The sequence below is a fragment of the Dyella sedimenti genome (assembly GCF_022760995.1).
GTDB lineage: Bacteria > Pseudomonadota > Gammaproteobacteria > Xanthomonadales > Rhodanobacteraceae > Dyella > Dyella sedimenti.
The window spans coordinates 242792-266331 of the sequence record NZ_JAKWJO010000003.1 but is presented as its reverse complement, the minus strand read 5'-3'; the positions used below and the strand labels follow the sequence as shown (position 1 = coordinate 266331).

Here is a 23540-nt window from a genome sequence, read left to right as displayed (position 1 = left end):
CCTGAAGGATGCCTCAGGCACTGACCGGGCGCATCACCTCGTCGAAGGCCAGGTTCTGCACGGTGGTCGAGGCGTGATCCGCCACCCACTCTGCGACCTGGTCTTCCATCACGCGGTTCTGCAGCCCGGACATCAATTGGGGGTCGCGGTTGTAGAGTTCAATGACCTTCTCCGGCTCCTCGTAGGTGGAGGCGATGGCGGCCAGCTGCTCGGCGACCCGGCTGCGGTCGATGACCAGGGACTGCCTGCGGGCGATCTCGCCCATCAGCAGGCCGGCGATCACGCGCTTGCGGGCGATCGGCGCGGCGGCCTCGACCAGTTGCGGCGGCACCTGCTGGCCGCGCGGCACACTGTTGGAGGCCAGGCCCTGGGCCTCGGACTGCACCATCACGTTCGGCACGTCCAGCTCCGGATAGGCATTGGCCAGCTTCTCGGCCACCTCGGACTTGAGGCGGGCCATCAGGGTGGCCTTCAACTCGCGCTCGAGGTTGGCGCGCACTTCCTTGCGGAACTGCTCCAGGTCGCCGTCGGCGATGCCGAACAGCTTGGCGAATTCGGCGTCCACCACGGGCAGCTTGGGCTCCTGCACCTTGATGATCTTGAAGTGGCACTGGGTGGTCTTGCCAGCCAGGTTCTCGTTGCGGAAGTCGGCCGGGAATTCGACGTCGGCATCGAACTCATCGTCGGCCTTGCGGCCGGTCAGCACCTCGTCCAGCGCCTTGAACAGGTTGCCCGAGCCCAGCACGCTGCCGGCGCGCTCCAGACCCTCGGCCGGGAAACGGTAGTCGCCGGCCTGCGCCGAGTATTCGAACATCACGAAGTCGCCGTCGGCCGAGGCGCGCTCGACCGGGTCGAAGCTGCGGCGCTGCTGGCGCAGAGTCTCGATCATCTTCTCGATGTCGGCATCGGTCACTTCCGAGACCGGGCGGGTGATCTCGAGCTTGGCGACGTCGATCTCCGGGAACTCCGGCATGATCTCGAAGGTGGCGGTGTAGGCGATCTCGCCGCCTTCCGGGCGACCCGTGGTGTTGATCGACGGGTTGGCCACCGGGCGCAGGTTCTCCTGGGCGACGGCCTCGCGCAGGGTGCTGCCGATCAGGTCGGAAAGCACCTCGCCACGCACCTGGTCGCCGAAGCGCTGCTGGATCACCGTGGTCGGCACCTTGCCGGGGCGGAAGCCCTTCAGGCGCACCGTGCGGCCCATCTCGGCGATGCGCGCGCTCACCTGCGATTCGAAGCGCTCGGCGGGAAACTTCACCGTGAGCTTGCGCTCGAGCTTGCCGACGTTTTCAACCGAAACCTGCATGACGTCTCCTGGAATACCGATTTGAAGCGCCCCGTCAAAGGCGCCCGGCGGCCCGGGGCCGCCTGCACAAGAACACACTAAAAAGGGAGTGGTGCGAAAGGAGGGACTCGAACCCTCACGGGGTTACCCGCTGGAACCTAAATCCAGTGCGTCTACCAATTCCGCCACTTTCGCATCAGAACAACCCCGGGGAAGTTCCCGTAAATGCTGGATTTCCAAGGCAATGATGGGCAAGCAAACCCATTCGCACCCCGCCCCGCCAGCCTTCGGGCACGTCACCCTAAGTCGATGATTCCCTTACACGAAAGCGGGTCATTCTACGGTTCGCGCCGGTACCAGCACAAGCGGGGCGCACGGCCCAGCGGGGAGTCTCGCAAGCATGGCGACGCCTGGTGCCGCCACGGCTCAAAGCTCCCGGAGCACGCGGAAGCCGACGCGGCCGCTGCGTACGCTGGCGTCGGCGCCCTGCCGGTAGGCCGAGCGCACCTGGTCCGGCGAACTGCCCCAGGAGCCGCCACGCACCACCCTGATCCCGCACCCCGGATTGACCCAGGCGCTGCCGTCGCGTGGAGCCCGCAGGTAGCTGTCGTGCCAGCAGTCCTGCACCCATTCGGAGACATTGCCGTCGATGTCGTACAGGCCGAACGGGTTGGGCGCGAAGTTCATGGCCGGCGCCGGTCCCCAGAAGCCGTCCCGGTAGCCGGGGAAGGCGTTGCTCCAACGGCGGCCGCTGGGCGAACGGTCGCCGCTGCCGGTGAGGTTCTCCACCTTGCTGCCTGGCGTGCCGTCGCCCCACCAGTAGCGCGAGGTAGTGCCGCCGCGCAGGGCGTACTCGAATTCCGCCTCGCTGGGCAGGCGGTAGGTCTTGCCGGTGCGCTGGCTGAGCCAGTCCGCATAGGCCTTGGCGTCGTTCCAGGAAATGTTGACCACCGGGAGGCGGCTGTCAGCCGGATGGCCGGCGTAGTCGTCCTGCCAGCTGGCGCTCGTGTCGTCGCGCATGGCGCCGGTGCCTTCGTCGTAGACGCTGGCGCCGCCGAGCTTCACCGAATCGGGCTGGTATCCGCTGGCCCGCACGAACTCGCGGAACTGGCCCACGGTGACCGAGGTGCGCGAGAGCGCGAACCCCTTGCCGATGGTCACCTCATGCTGCGGCGTCTCGGCGTCCTGGCGTCCTGCCTCGCCATCGGGCGCGCCCATCTGGAAGCTGCCGGTGGGCACGACCACCATCGAGGGCGTCTGGCCCGGCGTGTCGACGAAGCGGTCGGTGAATACCTGGCCCGGCTTGTAGCTGGCGTACAGCCGGGCATTGGTCAGCCGCTCGCCGAAATCCGCCAGCCCGGCAAGGTCCGGGCTGATGCCCTTGGCCTGCTCCGCCAGTTGCTGGGCCAGGGCCAGGTTGCCGGCGTCGAGCGCCGAGCGGGCCTGCGCCAGCAGGCCGGAGGCGCGGGCCTGCCGCATGCCGTCCACGCGCGCGTGCACGTCGCGCAGCGCCAGCGAATCGGGGGCGACCTGGGTGGCCTGGGCCAGCGCCTGGTCGGCGCCCTTGAAATCGTTCTGCGCCACCGCCGCCAGGGCGCGGTCGAGAATGGCGCGCTGCACCTGCAGGATGCCCTGCTGCGCCACCGCGTTATCCGCGTCCAGCTGCTGCACTTGCCGGTAAAGCTCCAGCGCGTTGTTGCCGGCCGGCTGGTCCGCATTGCCTTGCTGCAACAACGCGGCGGCCTTGGCCAGCAGGGGACGGACCTGCGCCAGGGTCTTCAGCTTGGCCTGCAACTGGGCGACGTCGTCATTGGACTCGGGCAGGGTCTTGAGCGCGTCCAGCAGTTCGCTCGCCGAGTCGGCATCGCCGACGGCGACATCCTGGTTGATCTCGGCCACTAGGCGTGCGCGCACCTCGTAAAGGCCTTGCGCCGCGCGCCGGCTGTCCGGCTTCAGCTTGAGCGCCTGCTCGTACAGCGCGGCCGCACTGTTGTCGTCGCCCGCCAGTTGGCCGGCGCGCAGCGCCTTGCCCGCCCGCGTGAGCAGCGTCTCGACCTCCGGCGTGTCGGCGCTCAGCTGCTCGGGCAGCTTGGCGTTCTTGTTGCCCAGCCGGGCCACGATGACGTCGCTGGGCGCCAAAGTCAGCGGCGGGCCGGCATCGACTTCCGGCGGTGCCTGCAGGTGTTCCGCCGTCGCACCGGACGTCGCCGGCTGGATCGTTCCCAGGTTCATGGCCCGCTGCGTGACCGTGACCGACGGCTCGACGTGGAATACGCGCGGAAAGAAGTGGTAGACCAGCGCCATGCCTAGCACGACGACGCCGACGGCTCCGCCAAGGGCGCGTTGTCGTCGTACGGTTTCCTTGCTCGGCATGTTGGGCGTCCCTGGGCGGCCTGTTATCGTGGACCGCCTAACCTTAGGCAGAAACCGATGTCAGGACAATGCGCGAGCACGCGTTCTGCGTCACCAGGAATACGCATGCACCAGGAACCCGCCCTCGCACCCGACGCCGAATGGATCGACCGCAGCGACGCGTTGCAGTCATGGCTGGCCATGCTGCCGGCCGACGCAACGCTCGGCTTCGACACCGAGTTCATGCGACGCAACACCTTCTATCCGCAGCTGGCGCTGCTCCAGCTCGGCTGGCAAGGCCGCTACGCCCTGGTGGATCCGCTGGCCTTCGGCATCGGCGACGCCTTGCATCCCCTGATCGGCGACGGCGACGCGACTACCGTGATGCATAGCGCCAGCGAGGACCTGGAAGCGCTGTCGCCGCTGCTGCCGCATGGCCCGCGCCGGCTGTTCGATACCCAGATCGCCGCCGCCTTCGTGGGCATGGGGCTGGGCATCAGCTATCGCGCCCTGGTGGCCGAATTGACGGGAGCCGAACTGGACAAGGGCGAAACCCGCTCGGACTGGCTGCAGCGGCCGCTCACCGGTTCGCAGCGCGCCTACGCCACGCTGGACGTGGTGTACCTCAAGCCGGTGCACGAGCAACTGGCCGAACGGCTGGACCAGCGCGGCCGCACCGCCTGGCACGCCGAGGACTGCGAGCGCCTGAAGCAACGCGCCTGCCACCGCGAAGGCGACCCGCAACCCCAGCGCACCTTCCGCAGCGCGGCCGACTGGCGGCCGGAGCAGCGCGCCCTGCTGCGCCGCATCCTGCTGTGGCGCGACCAGACCGCTCGCACGGAAGACCGCCCCCGCCCCTGGCTGCTCGAAGACGCGACAGCCCTGGGCCTTGCGCAGCAACCGCCTGGCTCGGCGAACGATCTCGAACAGCGGACCCGCGGCCAGCGAGCCTTGCGCGCGCCGCAACGCCAGGCGCTGCTGGATCTGCTGCGCCGTCCCGTGGATGCCGATGAAGTCGCCGCGACCGCCGCCATCCCCGAATCGCCCCAGGGCGAAGCCAAGCGCGCACTCGCCGCGATGAAGGACCTGGTCGACAAGCGCGCCACCGAACTGGACCTGCCCGCCGGCCTGCTGTGCCCGCGCAAGGCACTGGAGGAATACGTGGTGACCGCGCAGTGGCCGGAGTTTCTGGAAGGCTGGCGCCGCGAGGTGCTGCACGAAGGCCTCAGTGGCCTGCTGCCCTGAAGCCGCTGCCTGGGGCTTGGCGAACCGCGGGACTGCCGTTATCATTACCGGCTCGTGTGGGGCGGTAGCTCAGCTGGGAGAGCGTCGCGTTCGCAATGCGAAGGTCGGGAGTTCGATCCTCCTCCGCTCCACCACCATTCAGCGCCCAACCTTCTCCGGTTGGGCGTTTTCGTTTCCGGGTTCCGCGACACCGTGCGGGGTTCCGGGCCGTTCTGCCTGCGCTGCGCCCCACTGCCGGGGGCGCCTGAACGGGGCAGGTTCGACTCCGCTCCGCCCTCTCTTCTCTCGAAACCTGCGCCAACTTCTTTGCGGAAGCGCACGCAAGCGGCCTTGCGCCACCGTGACTTACACCTGCGTCACGCAGAGCAGTTGCCCATGGCGCTTGCTCGGGCGATCCATCAGGCCAACGCACTCACCTCGGCGGCCGCGCAGGGCATCCAGTACAAGCCTTCGCGCCGTCGCGTCTCCACAAGTTCGCGGTAGGCAACCAGCGGCCCTTCTGCTTCCGGCTTGCTCCTGTCACGCGCCTTCACCTTGAAGACATCGATAGGCTTGCCACTCTCCAGCCCGGCGCGCCGCATGATCGTTTCACCATCGCGCGGTTCGCCTTTGAACGACCACAGTGCCTGGAACACTGCCGCCTGAGCCTTGGTCAGCCGGATCGGGCCGTGCGGCCAGTCGGGCAAGGTCACCCAGCGGAAATCGGCCGAGAACGGGCCGTGTACCGGCGTCGTTGGATCGTGGGCCTGCGGTGCCGGTGGCTCTCCCGTCGCGCCGATGAACGAGATGCCGCCACCGTAGAGCGCAAACCGCTCCTCCAGCGCCAGCCATTCCAGGCCCGCCCCGAAGGGCGCGCCCCGCGTCTCGCGGGGTCTCGGCGTGATCACTCGCACGGGGCTGCCCGACACGCGCACGCGGTCCAGCAGCGCAGGCTCCCGCCATAGCCGGATCAGATCGCGCGCCAGCAGGACCGGCGAACGCCGGGAATCGCCAAGGCGCCACACGCCATCGCCGAGGGCGTCGATGCCGTCGCGGCTCTCGATCGAAAGCGCCAGCCGCAGCTTTCGGCGCAGCCAGTCCTCGTCCAACCTCAACGCGACCGCGTCGTCGGCCGCGACGGCCACCGGCCCGCACTCGGGGCAATGGCAGGTACGCCCCCGTTGCCCGTCGCCCCAGACCTGCGCCCGCTGCTGGTGACAGTAGGGGCACAGCACGAATCGCTGGTCCAGGGCCGTGGGCTTCACCGCCTGCCCGAGGGTCGGCAAGGCGGCGATCTCGCGGGGAGAGAGCGCGGCTCGAAGGATGGGCGTGCCGCCCGCGAACAAGCGGCACACCAGGGCCCAGGCGTCGTGCGTGGCCACCGATCAATCCTCGTAGACTGGCTGAGGATTGGCCGTGTCCGCTTCTGGCGGCGCTTCCTGGGTGTTCAGCGTCTGGCCGGGCTGCAAGATGCCCAGCGAGACCAGGTAGCCCTCCAACTGCGCCTGCAACGCGGCATCGAACTTGTGCAGATTCAGCCGGCCGCGACGCGTCACCTCGACCGTGATGAGCTTGGAACGAGCCTTTCCGGGTTCGGGCGGGTAGTACAGGTTGATGCGTGCCGCCGTGATCAACCAGCCGCGGGCCAGCGGGTCCTCACCGGGGAACTCCTCGCGCAGAAGTTCGGTGACGCAGCGCTGCTCGCTCGACGCCATCGCCGCGCAATCGAGCTTCAGTGCCGTGCTCGGGCTCAGCACCGAGAGGGACTTGACCTGCAGCGCCACGAAACCGTCCGCCACGGCCTGCGGCACATCGAAGCCGAGGCGCAAGACCGACAGGTCCAGCGTCGGCGGCTTGATGCGGTGCGCGTCCACTTTGACGCCCAGCAGGTGCTCGGCGAAGGCGTCCACGAGCATCTGGTGGTACTTCGCACCACCGCGCACGAGGGTGCGAACGACCCCGGTGGCCGCGGCGTACTCCAGCACCATGTGGATGTTCGGGTTGCCGACACGGCGGGTGAGATGGGCGCCCTCGAACTCCAGGCGCAGCATCGCCAGGTCCTTGACGTGGACCGTCAGCAGGAACACGCCGGGGCTGCGTTCCACCAGGTAAGCCACGCTGCCGTCGCCGCATTGCAGCTCGCGCTGATAGAAGGCCGAGATGGCCTGGCGCAGCGCGGCCAGTGCGGCATCCGAGGTGTTAGGCCGGCGCTTCACGCCGAGGTCGTGCTGCTGGGCTTGCGATCCGTGGCGCTCCAGGTAGTCGAACTCACAGGCCCGCTCGAACAGCGCCGGATGGTTGGCATACAGCCAGAAGGAGCGGTGGGTGTCGCTCCGGCATGCCACGAGACCCAGCAGCGCGGCGCCGTCTCCGGCGGCGGCCTGGAACATCGCCTGCTTGCCGGCCGGGTCGGCCAGCTGGATGCTGGCCATGAGGTTGCCGATCAGACGGTCACGGGCGGCGACGTCGGGCCAGGTCCGAACGGCCTCCACCAGTGCCTGCGAGGTGCGAGGCGTGTCCTCCCAGTCGAAATCGTCGGCCACGGGCAGGCCGTGCGAGGTCAGGAAAGCGCTGAGGGTCGCGTCCACCGGCAGTTCGAGCAGCACGTCGACGAAGGTCTTCTTCATCTTCTCGGTCCTTTCCGAAGGGGTGTCGAGGGCTGCGGACCGAGGGGGCTGGTTCGCGGGCCGGCGACTGGGTTACCGAACGGCGATCTCGGCAGAGTAAAGCAGCGAGATACGGCGCGATTGTGTCCCGCCCATTCCCGCTTGTCAATCATCGTGGCACTTATGGCGCGTTTTGGTATCTCATGGCTATACTTACGGTCTGGTTTTCTACACTGACAGTGGATTCGAGACGGGACATCGCCATGGCTTCCGCGTTTGGATCTCGCCTGCGGCGATTCCGCGAGGCGAAGAAATTGACCTTGCAGCAAGTCGCCGACGCGGTCGGCTGCACCAAGGCTTACATCTGGGAACTGGAGATGAAGGAGGGCCAACGCCCCTCCGCCGAGCGCGTGCAGGCGCTGGCCAGGGTGCTGGGTGTGACGATGGAAGACATCATGGGTGAGCCCATCCCCCAGGTTCCCGAGGCCAGTCCCGAGGACGTGGCTTTCTTCCGCGAGTACGCCGGGATGACGGAGGAGGAGAAGAGACGCTACCGGCAGGCGCTCGAGATCATGTTCCCCGACAAGGGCCAGGGCGGGGACTGACGATTGAGCGCCACGCACAACCTCACCGGTTCGATTGCTGCCAGCCATGTCCACAAGTGGCTGCGGGCGTGGTACGGCGCGGACGTGCCCGAGGCCGTCGATCTCGATGTCGTGCGGCAGATGCTGCCGACCACGCCCTACGGCAAAGGGGTTCGGGAAATTCGTCCCCCGGTGCAGTTCAACGACGATGCCTTCGAGGGCATGCTGGCGCGGGATCCCGGCGACCCTGAGGTCTGGGGTATCGCCTACAACGGCACGGTCAGCCCGCAGCGCCAGCGATTCACCATCGCTCACGAGCTCGGGCACTTCGTCCTGCACCGCGACCGGCAGCAGCGCTTCAACTGTGACAAGGAGAGCGTCTACTCGGGCCACGAGACGATGCGCCTGATCGAGCGCGAAGCCGACGACTTCGCCAGCAACTTGCTGATGCCCGGCGATCGGCTGCGCGAGTGGATCTCGAACGGACGCATCGATCTGCACGTCCTCAGCGCCATTGCCAAGCGCTTCGAGGTCTCGTTCGAGGCGCTGTGCATCCGCTTCATCAAGTTCACCTCGCAGCGCGCCATCCTGGTCTACTGGGACAACGGCTACGCGAAGTACGAATGGCGCAGCAGCAGCGCCGTCAGGACGCGGGCGCGCATCCGACGCACCGGCGATCCGCAAGAGCCGTTACCCGGCACGCTCGCCGCCGACGCGAGCGTCGTGCAGGCGTGGGACGGCATCGAGATGTCTGCTGCGATCTGGTGTCCGGAGGAGGCACCCTACATGAAGCTGCGTGAGTTCAAGCACAGCTACACCTCGAGAGATCGCGTCCTGACCCTGCTGCTGTTGGAAAGTGCCGAGCCGCGCGCTTGGGATCGGTCGTGGCAGGACAAAGAGATCTCTGCCAGCCATGCTGAGTTTTATGCTTCGAGATAGCGGGGGGCGTGCAACATGATCGTCTTCAGGGAACACCCCGTCGTCCAATTACGCTTCCTGCCGTGGAGATACTTCTTGAGGCACCGACCGAGTCCAACATGATGCCGCGAGTCAGACGCACGACCGAAGCTGCGAGCAGCAAACGCACGCCTGAAGTCAGGCGTGCGTGGGTTGGTGCGGCTGAGGCTGAACGTCGATCGTTGGCCAGGGTATTCGAGGTCGCCCTCTTCGAGTACGTCAAGCGCCACCATATGGCCGTGCCCGCTGCCGCCAAAGAAGAACAGCCCAGGGAAGACTGATGCCGACGACCCCGCAACACGGTTTGCTTACACGCCTGCTCGATTACATCGTCGAGCAGGGCAAGGAGATCGACCCCAGGGCCTACGTTCTCACGGGCGCCTCCGACTTCAGGCGTTTCCCAGAGGACCTGTCTGGGCTGCCCGGCGTTGACCTCGATCACAAGGTCGAAGGCGACCACATCTGGCTGCAGGTGGCGCGCCTCGCGTCTACCTCGCCACCTACTCCTGACGAGGAGGCGCGGCCCTATATCACCTATTCCGACGATCCGAGCGGGCCCGTGCCGACCCTCAACGAGCAGGCGCTGCAACATCGATTCGCAGCTGACAGACGTACGATGAGTGAGGAGGTCGCGGCCACTCGCGACAAACATCGCCGCGAGCGCATCGCGAGAGCCTTGACGGACTACACACCGCTTTGGCAGGCCTGGGCCGAAGGGGAGAAACCCCGGCGCCGCACCATCGCACTCTATGGCGATCTCTTCATGCTCAAGGGCCGGCTCGAAGCCGAGGAGACCTCCAACCCATCGGAACTGGTTTGGGGCATGGGCGTGTCGGCCTGGAAGTTCACTGGCACGCGCACGGAGGACGGAAACGGCAAGGGCGTCAGCGTCGACTACCAGTACCCGCTGCTGACACAAGTCGTCGAGATCGACCTCGACCCCCAGACGCATACGATTTCGGTGCGCCCCAGGGCTGTTGCCCCGCGCCTGGAGTTTGACGCCTTTGGCGCCTGTCAAGTCATGGGAGCGGCCGAAGTCGAGAAGCAGGCCAAGGTGCTCCTGGAAACCGACTCGGAGTACACGCTCACACCATTCGACATCGGAAGCTTCGAGCCCATCTTGAAGCTCGCCGCCGGAAGCCTCGACAAGGCGGGGCGCTACGACCCAGCCTATCAAGGCTTACCCACTCCGTCCGACCAACTGCTCGTCACGGCCGGCTGGGTGTTGTTCGTTCGTCCGCGCTCGGCCAACTTCCTGGTCGAGGATATCCGTCGTCTAAAAGCACGCCTGCAAGCAGGCGATGCGATACCTGCCGGCCCTGCTTGCCTCGTGACCCCACCTTCTGATGAGGTTGTCAAGTACGAGGCCATCTCGTTTCGAGGCCTGTGCAGTGGCAGCAGGGCCAAGGGTGAGCCGCGCGAACTCTACTTCCCGCTGCCCTATAACCAAGAGCAGGAGACCATCGTCGAAATGCTCGAGCGCGCCCCTGGCGTCTGCGTCCAAGGACCGCCAGGCACCGGCAAAACGCACACGATCGCCAACATCATCTGTCACTACCTCGCCACTGGGCGCAAGGTGCTGGTGACCTCCAAGGGCGAGCATGCGTTGTCCGTGCTGCAGGAGAAGATCCCGGAGGACGTGCGGCCGCTGACAGTGGCGCTGCTGTCAGGCGACAAGGAAGGGATGCGGCAGTTCCAGGCCTCCATCGAGGCCATCATCCACAACCTGTCGCAGCTCAACACACGCGCCATACAAGACGAGATTGAGCGCTGCAAGCAGCTGATCGACGCCGCACACGCCGAGATCGCCCGTATCGACAAGCGCGTTGACCAGATTGCCGTTCAGCAGTTGGCGGGCATCGAGGTCGATGGCGTGCAGATGCGCGCGCAGAAGATGGCCGAGCTGGTCGTCTGCGGCCAACAACAGCACGACTGGTTCGACGACGATCTGACGCTATTGCCGGAGCACGCCCCGCCCCTGAGCGACGCCGAGGCACAGACGCTCAGAGATGCCCGCCGCCGACTGGGAACCGACCTCATCTACGTCTCTTCACGGCTGCCCTCGAGCTTCGGGCTCTTGCCTACCGAAGAGGTGGCCAAGCTGCACGACGCTCTCGTGGGTATTCGCGAAATCGATGGTGCTGAGGCCGACGGCGAATTGCTGGCGCTGCGTGCCTTGACGCCCGAGGTGCTCGATGAAGCCCGCCGCATGCTCGCGGCAGTCGACCAGGTGCTCAAGATCGTGCACCACCTGGAAGAATTGGAGAGCCCCTGGGTCTTCGATCTGCGAACCAAGTGCCGACGCCCGGACTTCGCCAGCGAACAGGAGGCGCTGAAGGCACTGCTGGCCGAGGTCGACGAACTGGTGCAGGCTCGCGCGGCATTCCTGCAGCGGCCTGTGGCGTTGCCCGCTGAAGCATTGGGCAACCCGAAGGTCGTCCAAGCCATCGAGCGGGCGCGCGAGACGGGCAAGCCCTTCGGGTTGATGAGCTTTGGCAACGGTGATGCGAAGGAACAGGTGGGTGCCATCCGCGTGTCCGGACTACCGCCCCAAGCAGTCGAGGACTGGGTACATGTGCATCGCTATGTGCGATTGCACGAGAGGGTACTGTCGTTCTCCGTGCGATGGAATCAGTTCGCGCAGGAACTCTCGGTGCCTGAGGTCAAGGCTGACGTAGAGGCGCTGCGCTCGACCGAGCGGATTGCGCTCGCGGCGAAACTGGCGCACGAACTGGCGATCGCCCACGACGCCAATCTGCCTCGCATGGCCGAGAAGGTGTTTCGCGAGCCGCCGAAGAACGAACTCCTTGGCGGCTCGTCTCAACTGCAGACGGTGCGCGAACAGCTACGCCGCCACCTCACGCGCGCCGAGCTCGCGACTGCCGCCGCGCAGCTCGCCATTCTCCAGGAGAAGCTCGCCGGCACTTCGGGGCCGGTGGTCGAGCGGCTGCGCGCGTTCATCGACTCGCAGCTCGGCAATCCCGAAGTCGCTACCGAGCGCATCGTGGCGCAGTATGCGGAGATCATCGGTGAGATCAAGCGCGTCGAGTCGCTGTCGTCGAGCCTGGCAACCGTCAACGACCTGTGCGCGCGCATCGAGCGCGCCGGGGCGATGAAGTGGGCAGCCCGCCTGCGTTCTCAAGTACTCCCGCCCACCGGCGACGACGAGGTGTTGCCTGTCTCATGGCGCGATGCCTGGAACTGGGCGCGCATCAAGAACCACCTCGCAACCATCGAAGCACGCGATGAACTCCTGACGCTCGCGCAACGCCGCCGCGACCTCGAGAGAGTGCTCGCGCAGCAGTACGAGCAGTTGGTGGCCAAGTCGGCGTGGCTCGAGACGAAGGCCCAGGCGTCGGCCAGGGTGCTATCGGCCCTGGAGAGCTACCGTGTGGCCATCCGGAGGATCGGCCAAGGCACCGGGCCCAACGCCACTCGCTACCGACGCGACGCGCAAAAGGCGATGCTCGACGCTCAAGGCGCCATTCCCTGCTGGATCATGAGTCACGCCAAGGTCTCCGAGAGCCTGCCGGCCCAGCTCGGCATCTTTGACCTGGTCATCGTGGACGAAGCCAGCCAGTCCGACCTCTGGGCATTGCCGGCGGTGCTACGTGGCAAGAAGATCCTGGTGGTGGGCGACGATAAGCAAGTATCACCGAGCGGTGGCTTCATCTCGGCAGCCAAGATCGCAGCGCTCCGAGAGCGCTTCCTCTCTGACCAACCTTACGGGCGGGACCTGACTCCCGAGAAGTCGCTGTACGACATCGCGTCCACCGTCTTTGCGGCCGAGCGCGTGATGCTCGCGGAGCACTTCCGTTGCGTGCAGCCCATCATCGCCTACAGCAACAAGACCTTCTACAAGAACCAGATTCGACCCCTTCGCGTGCCCAAGGCCTCTGAGCGCATCGACCCACCGCTCGTGGACGTATTCATTGAGCATGGGGTGCGGGACAACCGGGACGTCAACCGGATGGAGGCCGAGTTCATCGCAGCTGAGATCGAGGCCATCCTGCGTAACCCCAAGCTGCGCAATCGCACGATCGGGGTCGTGTCGCTCTTGGGGCCTGAGCAGGCCAAGTTCATCCACAACTTGGTGGTCAGCCGGGTGGACCTGGCCGAACTCGAGCGCCGAAAGTTCGCCTGCGGCGACGCCTACGTGTTCCAGGGCAGCGAGCGCGACATCATGTTCCTGAGCATGGTGGCCGACGCCACCCGCCATCACGCGCTCTCCGGACAAATCTTCGAGCAGCGATTCAACGTCGCCGCCAGCCGTGCCCGCGACCGTATGTACCTCGTACGCTCAGTCAAGCTCGGTGAGCTGTCGATGACGGACGTCCGGCGCACGCTCGTCGAACACTTCACCATGCCGCTGGAGGGCGGCGAGGAGGAAAGGAGCCTCGTCGACCTGTGTGAGTCTGGCTTCGAGCGCGACGTGTATTCGTCGCTCGTCGATCTCGGCTATCGCGTCACGCCTCAGGTCAAGGTTGGTGCCTACCGCATCGACATGGTGGTGGAGGGAGCGAACGACACGCGCCTTGCTATCGAATGTGACGGCGACGAGTTCCACGGGCCGGACCGCTGGCCGGCAGACATGCATCGTCAGCGCATACTCGAGCGCGCCGGCTGGGTGTTTTGGCGGTGCTTTGCGTCGACGTGGTCGCTGCGTAAGGACGAGGTGCTAGCCGAACTCAAGGCACGGCTCCATGCAATGGGCATCGAGCCGCTTGGGGCGCTGGAGCGCATACCGTCGGTTGTCGAGAGCCGTGTTTGGCCGATTCAAAACGCTGTTGCAGGTGACTCTGGCGAAAGAGAATCGATTGCCGATGCTGTCGACGTTTCGATCGTCGGCGCGATGACCGCAGGTGGAGGAAATTCCGGCGCTGCGGGACCGTGACTCCCAACCCCGCTGTTGCGAGCGCATCCCCGACAATACCCGTTACGCGAAGCCCCTCGATTCCTAGCATGAACGGCGTTTTCCATCCAAACGCCGACCATGCACGAACCCGAACCCTTCGCCCTGGCTCCCGAGGCTGATCGGCCTCGGCACGCGCACCAAGAGATCGTCGATCTGCTGGCCTGCGCCCTGCTGCGGCTGCGCGCACGCCCCTTTCCGCCACCTGGCCGTCCCGCCACCGACAGCGACTCGGTTGGCCTTGGCTTCTGCGGGCCACAGCGCGTGAATGCGAACCCCGATCACGCACGAGGAGTTCGCCGATGACGACACACGCAGGCCCCGCGGACCCGGCCACCGTCGCCGCCCGCGTCGCCCAGTTGCCCCACCTGCCGATGGACAGCCTCTGGGCGCTGTGGGACGAGTACTTCGAGGAGCGGCCCAAGCATCACCACCGCACCTGGCTGGAGAGCCGGCTCGCCTACAGGATCCAGGAGCGCGCCTTCGGCGGATTGAAGCCCGCGACCCGCCGCAAGCTCGAGGAGATCGGTGAGACGGGCATCTTGCCGCGCCAGCTTCGCCACGACGCGAATCGGCTGCTGCCGGGCACCCTGCTCACGCGGTTCTTCGACGACGTCGAGCACCGGGTGCTGGTGCGCGGGCCCAATGACTTCGAGTATCAGGGGCAGCGGTTCAAGAGCCTGACGGCCATCGCCCGCCACATCACCGGCACGCATTGGTCGGGCCCCGCGTTCTTCGGCCTCAAGACCAAGCACGGCCAGAAGGAGCCGGCATGAGATCACAACGGCCCGTGTCCTCGTCGACCATGCCGACGCCTGGTCCCGTCACGCCATCGAGGCGCTGCGCGGTCTACACCCGCAAGTCCACCGACGAGGGACTGGACCAGGAGTACAACAGCCTGGAGGCCCAACGCGACGCGGGGCTGGCCTTCATCGCCAGCCAACGCCACGAGGGCTGGATCGCCGTCGAGGAGGGTTATGACGACGGCGGCTACTCCGGCGGCAATCTGGACCGCCCCGCACTGCGCCGACTGCTGACCGACATCGAGGCCGGCAGGATCGACATCGTGGTCGTCTACAAGATCGACCGATTGACGCGAAGCCTCGCCGACTTCGCCAAGCTGGTGGAGGTGTTCGACCGCAATGGCGTCTCCTTCGTCTCGGTCACGCAGCAGTTCAACACCACCACCTCAATGGGGCGGCTGACGCTCAACATCCTGCTGTCCTTCGCGCAGTTCGAGCGCGAGGTCACCGGCGAGCGCATCCGCGACAAGATCGCCGCCTCCAAGGCCAAGGGCATGTGGATGGGCGGCATGCCGCCGCTGGGCTACGACGTCGTCGATCGCAAGCTCGTCGTCAACGAACGCGAGGCCGCACTCGTGCGTGACATCTTCCGGCGCTACGCCGAGCATGGCTCGGCGGCGCGGCTGGTGCGGGAGATGGCAGTCGAGGGGCACACCACCAAGGCCTGGGTGACCCAAGGCGGGCGCCGGCGCACGGGCCGACCGATCGATCAGCAATACATCTTCGCGCTGCTGCGCAACCGCATCTACCTCGGTGAGATCCGCAACCGCGGCACCTGGTATCCCGGCCAACACGAAGCGATCGTGCCGCAAGACCTGTGGGACGCCGCGCACGCGTTCATCGTGCGCCGCAAGCAGGCGCCGCGCGAGCACCGCGCCAAGCATCCGGCCCTGCTCGCGGGGCTGCTGTTCGCGCCCGACGGCCAGCGCATGCTGCACACCTTCGTCAAGAAAAAGAGCGGGCGCACCTACCGCTACTACGTCCCCTACCTGCACAAGCGTCGTAACGCGGGCGCGAGCCTGGCGCCGGACGCCCCGGACGTCGGCCATCTGCCCGCGGCCGAGATCGAGAACGCGGTGCTGACGCAGATCCACGCGGCGCTCTCGGCGCCGGAGGTGCTGATCGGCACCTGGCGGGCGTGCCAGCGCCACCCGGCGGGTGCCGCCCTCGACGAAGCGCAGGTGGTGGTGGCGATGCGACGCATCGGCGACGTGTGGGCGCAGTTGTTCCCGGCCGAGCAGCAACGCATCGCGCGTCTGCTGATCGAGCGGGTCCAACTGCATGAGTACGGACTCGACATCCTCTGGCGTGAAGACGGCTGGCTGGGATTGGGGCCCGAGATCGGCGCGCATCCCTTGGTCGACGAGTGCCGCGCGCCTGCCGAGGAGGCCTTGGCATGACCCGGTCGCCTCCCGATCCGACTCCGAACTCCCGCCGTCGCGCGATCCGGGTCGAGGTCGGCAACGATGCACGCAGCTACGTCAGCGCCGGGCAGCGGGTGACCCTGGTGCCCCTGACGATCAAGCGCCGGCAGAACCGCAAGCTCCTGATCCCGCCGACGCACGAGTCTGCAGCCGCAGCCATGGGCGGCCTGGATGCGCCGATGATCAAGACGCTCGGCAAGGCCTTCTACTGGAAGCGGCTGCTCGAGGAGGGGCGCTATCCCACGACGACCGACCTGGCGCGCTCCCTGAAGTTGGAGCCCGGCTGGGTGGCCGAGGTGCTGCGCCTGACCCTGCTGGCCCCCGACATCGTCGAGGCCATCCTGGACGGACGCCAGCCCCGCCATCTGAACCTGCAGACCCTGCGTGGCCGGCACGATCTGCTGCCGCGCGACTGGGCCGAACAGCGCCGGCTGCTGGGTTTTCCGCCACCGGCCCAGTGACCGGCCGCTGACCATCCCCCTGTCCCCAAGAACGGCGAGCCGCGTGCTCGCCGTTTTGGCATGGACGCGTGCGGATTGGCGAACCCGAAGTTCCCGCGTGGTTCGCCATTGCGTCCCTTAAAGGTTCGCCACCCGAAGCCTGCAATGACACCTGTTCCTCAACAGCGTCATAGGAGGCTTCCATGCCGACAACGGCAAGCACCATCACCCGGTCGCCGGTCGATGCGATCAACAGCCTGTCTCCCGGCGACCGTCGGGTCCTCAACGAGAACGAGCTCGCGCAGCGCTGGGGCCTGAGCCCCAAGACCCTGCAGCGCTGGCGCAGCGAAGGGCGCGGCCCGCGCTACCTGAAGCTGTCCAAGCGCGTCAGCTACCCCCTGGAGTCGGTCATCGAGTTCGAGCGTGGCGCCCTGCACGACTCGACCTCCGAGCGCGCGGCGCGCTGAAGGGGGATGCGATGAGCGATTTGACCCTCTACCCCGCCGACATCGCCGCGATGTCCGTCGGCCAGCTGGCTCAACTCCCGCCCGCCCAGAAGGCGCAGATCAGCCGCAACCTCGACGAAGCGCTCGCCTGGCTCAAGCAAGCCCGCGCCAAGTTCGACGCTGCGCTGGAGGCCGCCTACGGCGAGCAGGCCCGTGCTGCCCGCCTCGAGGCGGGCAAGGACTTCGGCGTCGTGCACCTGCAGGACGGTGCGCTGCGCGTGACGGTCGATGTCCCGAAGCGCGTGTCCTGGGACCAGGCGCAACTGGCGGCGATTGCCCGGCGCATCGCCGCCGCCGGCGAGAAGGTCGAGGACTACCTCGACGTCGAGTACTCCGTCTCGGAATCGCGCTTCTCCAACTGGCCGCCGGCACTGCGCGCCGGGTTCGAGGCCGCCCGCACCGTCAAGCCCGGCAAGCCCACGTTCCGGCTGGCCCTCGTCTCGGAGGAGTGATCCATGAGCACCGAACTGATCCCGTTTGATTTCGAAGGCCGTCCGGTCCGGGTCGTCACGGATGCCCAAGGCGAACCGTGGTTCGTCGCGGCGGATGTGTGCGCGGTTCTTGAACTGCCGAACACCACCCGCGCCCTGGCGCGACTGGACCCTGACGAGCAAGCCCTGATCTCGATTCAGGGCATCTCGCGCGGCAATGACCAGGTCAACGTCGTCAACGAGCCCGGCCTCTACAGCCTGGTGCTGGGTAGCCGCAAGCGCGAGGCCAAGCACTTCAAGCGCTGGGTGACACACGAGGTGCTGCCGGCGATCCGCAAGACGGGCAGCTACACGGCGCCAAGTGCACGCCCGACCCTGCCGGCACCCACCCAGGACCGCGTCGCCGCTCTGCTGCTGATCGGCGAGGCCGTGGCCAAGGTGCCGGGGGTCAAACCCGGCATCGCGATGGCGGCCACGCTCACCTGCATCCAGGAGAACACGGGCTTGGCGGTCGAGACGCTGCGCCGCGCCCTTCCTGCACGGGACACTGCGGCGAACGAGGCGATCTGCTCGCTCAACGCCACCCAGCTCGGCAGGCTGCTCGGCCTGTCGGCCAAGGCCACCAACCAGCGTCTGGCCGCGCACGGCCTGCAGTTGCGCAACGAACGCGACGAGTGGGAACTGACCGAGGCCGGCGAGGCCTGGGCCGAGGCGATGCCGTACTCCCGCAACGGGCACAGCGGCTACCAGATCCTCTGGAACCCTCTGGTGGCCGAGCGGCTGAAGGAGGTGGCGTGATGGCCCTTCCCATCATCACCGCCGATGAGCGCCTCGCCGAGAAGCAGGGCGTCAAGCTCGTGCTGCTGGGCAAGAGCGGCATCGGCAAGACCAGCCAGTTGAAGACCCTGCCCGAAGCCTCGACCCTGTTCGTCGACCTCGAGGCTGGCGACTTGGCCGTCAAGGACTGGCGCGGCGACTGCGTGCGCCCGAGCACCTGGCCGGAGTTCCGCGATCTCGTGGTGTTCCTCGCCGGCCCGAACCCGGCGCTGCCTGCGGACGCACCGTACTCCGAGGCGCATTACCGGCATGTGTGTGAGCGCTACGGCGATCCCGCGCAACTGGCCAAGTACGACACCTACTTCGTCGACAGCATCACCGTGCTCGCGCGCCTGGCGCTCGTCTGGGCCAAGACCCAGCCGCAGGCCTACAGCGAGCGCACCGGCAAGCCCGACACCCGGGGCGCCTACGGCCTGCTCGGCGCCGAGCTCATCGGGGCGCTGACCCACCTGCAGCACGCGCGCGGCAAGCACGTCGTGTTCGTGGCCATCCTCGACGAGCGCTTGGACGACTTCAACCGCAAGGTCTTCGTGCCGCAGATCGAGGGCGCCAAGACCGCGGCGGAACTGCCCGGCATCGTCGACGAGGTGGTCACGCTCGCCGAGATCAAGGCCGAGGACGGCTCGTCCTACCGCGCCTTCGTCTGCCACACGCTGAACCCCTACGGCGTCCCGGCCAAGGACCGCTCCGGCCAGCTCGAGTTGCTGGAGCCGCCGAACCTGCGCGCGCTGATCGACAAGTGCGCCGCCGCCACTCGAATCCCGACATCCAAGGAGTAAGCCATGACCGCCTGGAACGATTTCAACGACGCCGAACAGCAGCCCAGCTTCGACCTCATCCCCAAGGGCACGCTCGCCCGCGTGCGCATGACGATCAAGCCCGGGGGCTACGACGATCCGGCCCAGGGTTGGACCGGCGGCTACGCCACGCAGAGCAACGAGTCCGGCTCGGTGTACCTGGCGGCCGAGTTCGTGGTGCTGGAGGGCGAGTACGCCCGGCGCAAGCTCTGGAGCAACATCGGCCTGCATTCCCCGAAGGGCCCGGCCTGGGGCCAGATGGGCCGCAGCTTCGTGCGCGCGATCCTCAACAGCGCCCGCAACGTCCATCCCCAGGACAACGGGCCGCAGGCCGCCACCGCGCGGCGCATCCAGGGCTTCCACGAGCTCGACGGCATCGAGTTCCTCGCCCGCATCGACATCGAGAAGGACGGCCGCGGCGACTTGAAGAACGTCATCAAGAGCGCCGTCGAGCCCGACCACCCGGACTACGCCCGCCTGATGGGGCTGCCGCCCAAGGCGTCGGGCACCGGTAACGAAGGCGCGCCGGCGGCGGTCACCCCGCCCCGTGCGATGCCTGCGCCTGCCGTTCCCCAACGCCCCGCCGTGCCGGGCAAGCCGGCCTGGGCGCAGTGAGAGGAGGGCCGGTGAAGTGCTGGGTCTGCAAACGACAGGCGCGCGGCTACGGCCACTCGGACCTCCGGCATCCGGCGGGCGACGCCCGGCGCTATCCGATCGACTGGGTGTTCTGCTCGCGGCGCTGCCAGGAGGCGTTTCACACGCTCTACGGCAACTGGCTGCGGGTGCGGGACGGACGTTCACCCCTCGGGGAGGTCGCGATGATCGATCCGTCTGACGTCGAACTCGCTGCGATGCGGAAGTGCCTCAAGGCCTTCGGCGCGGCGGCAGAACGCATCGGCTTCGACAAGCCCCTCGGCGCGTACTCCGAGGCCGAGGCCCTGCGGGTGATCGACGCCATCGTCACCTGCTACACGGAGGCGATGGTCGAGCACCACGAGGCGACCAAGTACCCGCCGGTGCGCGGGCTGAAGCACCCGGTGTCCGATCCCTTCGCCGATCTGGAAGACGACCTGCCCTGGGAGGTGACGTCATGATGGACTTCAACGCCTCCAAGAGCCTGTCGGGTCAGCTCACGGCGCTGATCGACGCCGGGATGCAGCAGTCTCGCGCGGCGCAGCCTCGCCGCACCTACCTAGGCGCCTCGCGCCTCGGGGTCGCCTGCGAGCGCGCGCTGCAGTACGAGTTTGCCGACGCCCCGGTCGATCCGGGTCGCGAGACCGACGGCCGCCTGCTGCGCGTCTTCGAGCGCGGCCACGTGATCGAGGCCTGCATGGTGACCTGGCTGCGTGCCGCGGGCTTCGATCTGCGCACGCGCGACGACGCGGGCGAGCAATTCGGCTTCTCGGCGCTGGACGGGCGCCTGCAGGGCCACGTCGATGGCGTGCTCGTCGCCGGGCCCGACCTCGGCTTTGGGGCCGGCTATCCCGCGCTGTGGGAGAACAAGTGCCTGGGCGCCAAATCGTGGCGCGAGTTGGAGAGACATCGCCTCGCGGTCGCCAAGCCCGTCTACGCCGCCCAGGTCGCGCTCTACCAGGCCTATCTCGAACTGCACGCGCACCCGGCCCTGTTCACGGCGGTAAACGCCGACACCATGGAGATCCACGCCGAGCTGGTGCCGTTCGATGCGGCGTTGGCGCAGCGCATGTCCGACCGGGCCGTGAAGGTCATCACGGCCACCAAGGCGGGCGAACTGCTGCCGCGCTCGTTCTCCGATCCCACCCATGTCGAGTGCCGGATGTGTCCGTGGCAGGACCGGTGCTGGAGGGCTGCGGCATGACCGACAGACCACTGCACCCGGTGCTCGGGGAGCGCCTGATCGACGCACGCGAGGCGGCACTGGCGCTCAATCTGCCGCACTACTGGCTCACGCACGCGAAGGAGCGCCGACGTCTGCGCCTGCCGCACTACCGGGTGGGCAAGCTGCTGCGTTTCAAGCTCTCCGAACTGATGGCGTGGATGGAGGAACGTCAAGCCCTGCTCACGGCCGACGCAGGGCACGAGGAGGAGTCGGATGCTGGACTTCAATGACACCGCACCCGCGCCCGAGATCCCGGCGTCCGACCGCCGCGAGGCCGTGCGCGCCGCGCTGCTCGCGAGGCTGGAGTCGGTGCTGTTCACCCTGTTTCCCGCTGGAAAGAAGCGACGCGGCAAGTTCGTCATCGGCGACGTGCTCGGCAGCCCGGGGGACAGCCTGGAAGTCGTGCTCGACGGCGACAAGGCGGGACTGTGGACCGACCGCGCCGAAGGCTCCGGCGGCGATGTGTTCCACCTGATCGGCGCCCACTTCGGCGTGGACGTGCACGGCGACTTCGCCCGCGTCCTCGACCTGGCCGAGGACCTCGTCGGCCGAGCGCTCACGGCGCCGCCGCGCAAGGCGGCCAAGAAGGCCCCGATCGACGACCTCGGCCCGGCCACCGCCAAGTGGGACTACCTCGACGCACAAGGGCAGCTCATCGCCGTCGTCTACCGCTACGACCCGCCCGGGCGCAAGAAGGAATTCCGGCCCTGGGACGCGCGCCGCCGCAGAAAAGCCCCGCCCGAGCCGCGGCCGCTGTACAACCAGCCGGGGATCCAGGACGCCGCCCAGGTCGTGCTGGTCGAGGGCGAGAAATGCGCCCAGGCCTTGATCGAGATCGGGATCGTGGCCACCACCGCGATGCACGGGGCCAACGCCCCGGTGGACAAGACCGACTGGTCGCCGCTGGCGGGCAAGGCGGTGCTGATCTGGCCCGACCGCGACAAGCCGGGCTGGGAGTACGCCGTGCAGGCGGCCCAGGCGATTCTGTCGGCGGGCGCGAAGACCTGCCACATCCTGTACCCGCCCGAGGAAGCGGCGGACGGCTGGGACGCGGCGGACGCCGTGATGGAGGGCTTCGACGTCGCGGCCTTCCTCGCCCACGGTCCGCGTGTGCAGGTGCATGACATTGCGGACCCCGGCGAGCCGGTGATCGGCGCGGATGAATCGGTGTGGGGCACCGAAGATGCCCTGGCGCTGGCCTTCACCCGGCGCTACCACCGCGACTGGCGCTACGTGGCGGCCTGGGGCCGCTGGTTGGTGTGGGACGGTCGGCGCTGGCGCAACGAGGAGACGCTGGCGGCCACCGACTTGATCCGCGGTGTCTGCCGACACGCGGCCCTCCAGGCCGACAACCCCAAGCTGGCGGCCAAGCTGGCCACCTCCGGCACCGTCGGCGGCGTCGAACGCCTGGCTCGCGCAGACCGACGTCATGCCGCGACCACCGCCGAGTGGGACGCCGATCCCTGGCTGCTCAACACCCCAGGCGGCGTGGTCGACCTCAGGACGGGCCGCCTGCGCGCACACGACCGCGCCGACCGCATGACCAAGATCACCACCGCCACGCCCGGCGGCGACTGCCCGACCTGGCGGCAGTTCATCGCCGAAGTGACCGGCGGCGATGCGGCACTGCAAGCCTATCTGCAGCGCATGGCGGGCTATGCGCTCACCGGCTCCACCCAGGAGCACGCGCTGTTCTTCCTCTACGGCACCGGCGCCAACGGCAAATCGGTGTTCGTCAACACCCTGGCCACGATCCTGGGCGACTACGCCGCCAACGCGCCAATGGACACCTTCATGGAGACGCGTACCGACCGCCATCCGACCGACATGGCGGGGTTGCGCGGCGCGCGCTTCGTAGCGGCGATCGAAACCGAGCAAGGGCGGCGCTGGGCCGAGTCCAAGGTCAAGAGCCTCACGGGCGGCGACAAGATCTCGGCGCGGTTCATGCGGCAAGACTTCTTCGAGTTCTGGCCGCAGTTCAAGCTCTTCGTCGCCGGCAACCACAAGCCCGCCATCCGCAACATCGACGAGGCGATGAAGCGGAGGCTGCACCTGATCCCCTTCACGATCACCGTGCCGCCCGAGCGGCGCGACAAACACCTGCAGCAGAAGTTGCTGGCCGAGCGGGACGGCATCCTGGCCTGGGCGCTGGAAGGGTGCCTGGCCTGGCAGCGCCTGGGCCGGCTCGATCCGCCGCCGCAGGTCGTGGCCGCCACCGAGGAGTACTTCGAAGCCGAGGACGCGCTGGGCCGCTGGCTGGAGGAGCGCTGCGTGCGCGAGGCCAATGCCAAGTCACTGACCGCCGAACTGTTCACCGACTGGAAGCAGTGGGCGGAGGCCGCCGGCGAGTTCGTCGGCTCACAGCGCCGCTTCTCCGACCTCTTGATCACCCGCGGCGTCGAGAAATGGCGCAACGCCGCCGGCATCCGGGGCTTCCGTGGCGTGGGTCTCAAGCACCCGATGCAGCCCGCCTACACCCCCTATGCCGACGACTGAACACCCGTGACCACCGACAGGACTGACG

20 protein-coding genes and 2 tRNA genes are annotated in these 23540 nt (G+C 67.5%); 17 read left to right on the top strand and 5 right to left on the bottom strand.

Going from position 1 to position 23540, the window contains the following annotated elements; translation table 11 throughout:
- Nucleotides 1–13: 13 nt before the first annotated feature.
- The 3 genes from tig to MJ605_RS08860 form a co-directional block, all read right to left on the bottom strand.
- Nucleotides 14–1306: a trigger factor gene (tig, locus tag MJ605_RS08870; protein ID WP_243041061.1), complete on the bottom strand. Its 1293-nt coding sequence runs from the start codon at nucleotides 1304–1306 to the stop codon at nucleotides 14–16.
- An 89-nt stretch (nucleotides 1307–1395) separates the two neighbouring features.
- Nucleotides 1396–1480 (bottom strand) — tRNA-Leu (locus MJ605_RS08865).
- Nucleotides 1481–1711: 231 nt separating this feature from the next.
- Complete coding sequence (locus MJ605_RS08860) at nucleotides 1712–3589, bottom strand: SUMF1/EgtB/PvdO family nonheme iron enzyme (RefSeq protein WP_486599039.1); 1878 nt, start codon at nucleotides 3587–3589, stop codon at nucleotides 1712–1714.
- Nucleotides 3590–3763: 174 nt separating this feature from the next.
- Here MJ605_RS08860 and rnd point away from each other — a divergent pair, with 174 nt between their 5' ends.
- Nucleotides 3764–4882, top strand: a complete 1119-nt coding sequence (gene rnd / locus MJ605_RS08855) for a ribonuclease D (RefSeq protein WP_243041059.1) — start codon at nucleotides 3764–3766, stop codon at nucleotides 4880–4882.
- 58 nt (nucleotides 4883–4940) lie between these two features.
- Nucleotides 4941–5016 (top strand) — tRNA-Ala (locus MJ605_RS08850).
- A gap of 264 nt (nucleotides 5017–5280) precedes the next feature.
- Here MJ605_RS08850 and MJ605_RS08845 read toward each other — a convergent pair.
- On the bottom strand, nucleotides 5281–6243 hold the full coding sequence (locus MJ605_RS08845; RefSeq protein ID WP_243041058.1) for a hypothetical protein: 963 nt from the start codon (nucleotides 6241–6243) through the stop codon (nucleotides 5281–5283).
- Nucleotides 6244–6246: 3 nt separating this feature from the next.
- Nucleotides 6247–7488 (bottom strand): hypothetical protein, encoded by a 1242-nt coding sequence (locus MJ605_RS08840; RefSeq protein WP_243041057.1) that lies wholly within the window; start codon nucleotides 7486–7488, stop codon nucleotides 6247–6249.
- Nucleotides 7489–7730: 242 nt separating this feature from the next.
- Here MJ605_RS08840 and MJ605_RS08835 point away from each other — a divergent pair, with 242 nt between their 5' ends.
- The 15 genes from MJ605_RS08835 (at nucleotide 7731) to MJ605_RS08765 (ending at nucleotide 23512) form a co-directional block, all read left to right on the top strand.
- Nucleotides 7731–8072, top strand: a complete 342-nt coding sequence (locus MJ605_RS08835; protein ID WP_119352879.1) for a helix-turn-helix domain-containing protein — start codon at nucleotides 7731–7733, stop codon at nucleotides 8070–8072.
- Between the two features lie 3 nt (nucleotides 8073–8075).
- Nucleotides 8076–8990, top strand: coding sequence for an ImmA/IrrE family metallo-endopeptidase (locus tag MJ605_RS08830; RefSeq protein ID WP_243041056.1), 915 nt, complete (start codon nucleotides 8076–8078; stop codon nucleotides 8988–8990).
- 298 nt (nucleotides 8991–9288) lie between these two features.
- Nucleotides 9289–13902, top strand: coding sequence for an AAA domain-containing protein (locus tag MJ605_RS08825; protein WP_243041055.1), 4614 nt, complete (start codon nucleotides 9289–9291; stop codon nucleotides 13900–13902).
- 320 nt (nucleotides 13903–14222) lie between these two features.
- On the top strand, nucleotides 14223–14696 hold the full coding sequence (locus tag MJ605_RS08820; RefSeq protein ID WP_243041054.1) for a DUF2924 domain-containing protein: 474 nt from the start codon (nucleotides 14223–14225) through the stop codon (nucleotides 14694–14696).
- On the top strand, nucleotides 14693–16123 hold the full coding sequence (locus MJ605_RS08815; RefSeq protein ID WP_243041053.1) for a recombinase family protein: 1431 nt from the start codon (nucleotides 14693–14695) through the stop codon (nucleotides 16121–16123). The genes MJ605_RS08820 and MJ605_RS08815 overlap by 4 nt, the downstream gene beginning before the upstream one ends.
- Nucleotides 16120–16608 (top strand): hypothetical protein, encoded by a 489-nt coding sequence (locus tag MJ605_RS08810; protein WP_243041052.1) that lies wholly within the window; start codon nucleotides 16120–16122, stop codon nucleotides 16606–16608. Before MJ605_RS08815 ends, MJ605_RS08810 begins: the two co-directional genes overlap by 4 nt.
- 182 nt (nucleotides 16609–16790) lie before the next feature.
- Nucleotides 16791–17054 carry a helix-turn-helix transcriptional regulator gene (locus tag MJ605_RS08805; RefSeq protein ID WP_062191415.1) on the top strand — a complete coding sequence of 88 codons (264 nt, stop codon included), beginning with the start codon at nucleotides 16791–16793 and terminating at the stop codon, nucleotides 17052–17054.
- A gap of 11 nt (nucleotides 17055–17065) precedes the next feature.
- The gene (locus MJ605_RS08800) at nucleotides 17066–17545 is read left to right on the top strand and encodes a hypothetical protein (protein ID WP_055424132.1); all 480 of its coding nucleotides are present in this window, start codon (nucleotides 17066–17068) and stop codon (nucleotides 17543–17545) included.
- A gap of 3 nt (nucleotides 17546–17548) precedes the next feature.
- The gene (locus tag MJ605_RS08795) at nucleotides 17549–18322 is read left to right on the top strand and encodes a BRO-N domain-containing protein (protein WP_143969818.1); all 774 of its coding nucleotides are present in this window, start codon (nucleotides 17549–17551) and stop codon (nucleotides 18320–18322) included.
- Nucleotides 18322–19140: an ATP-binding protein gene (locus MJ605_RS08790; RefSeq protein WP_243041051.1), complete on the top strand. Its 819-nt coding sequence runs from the start codon at nucleotides 18322–18324 to the stop codon at nucleotides 19138–19140. The genes MJ605_RS08795 and MJ605_RS08790 overlap by 1 nt, the downstream gene beginning before the upstream one ends.
- A 3-nt stretch (nucleotides 19141–19143) precedes the next feature.
- Nucleotides 19144–19773, top strand: coding sequence for a hypothetical protein (locus tag MJ605_RS08785; RefSeq protein WP_243041050.1), 630 nt, complete (start codon nucleotides 19144–19146; stop codon nucleotides 19771–19773).
- Between the two features lie 11 nt (nucleotides 19774–19784).
- Nucleotides 19785–20252 (top strand): DUF6511 domain-containing protein, encoded by a 468-nt coding sequence (locus MJ605_RS19360; protein WP_243041049.1) that lies wholly within the window; start codon nucleotides 19785–19787, stop codon nucleotides 20250–20252.
- Nucleotides 20249–20995 (top strand): hypothetical protein, encoded by a 747-nt coding sequence (locus MJ605_RS08775; RefSeq protein WP_243041048.1) that lies wholly within the window; start codon nucleotides 20249–20251, stop codon nucleotides 20993–20995. The genes MJ605_RS19360 and MJ605_RS08775 overlap by 4 nt, the downstream gene beginning before the upstream one ends.
- Entirely contained in the window at nucleotides 20992–21246 is a 255-nt protein-coding gene (locus MJ605_RS08770; protein ID WP_132766446.1) for a MerR family transcriptional regulator, read from the top strand. The genes MJ605_RS08775 and MJ605_RS08770 overlap by 4 nt, the downstream gene beginning before the upstream one ends.
- On the top strand, nucleotides 21230–23512 hold the full coding sequence (locus MJ605_RS08765) for a phage/plasmid primase, P4 family (RefSeq protein WP_243041047.1): 2283 nt from the start codon (nucleotides 21230–21232) through the stop codon (nucleotides 23510–23512). The genes MJ605_RS08770 and MJ605_RS08765 overlap by 17 nt, the downstream gene beginning before the upstream one ends.
- Nucleotides 23513–23540 lie beyond the last annotated feature (28 nt).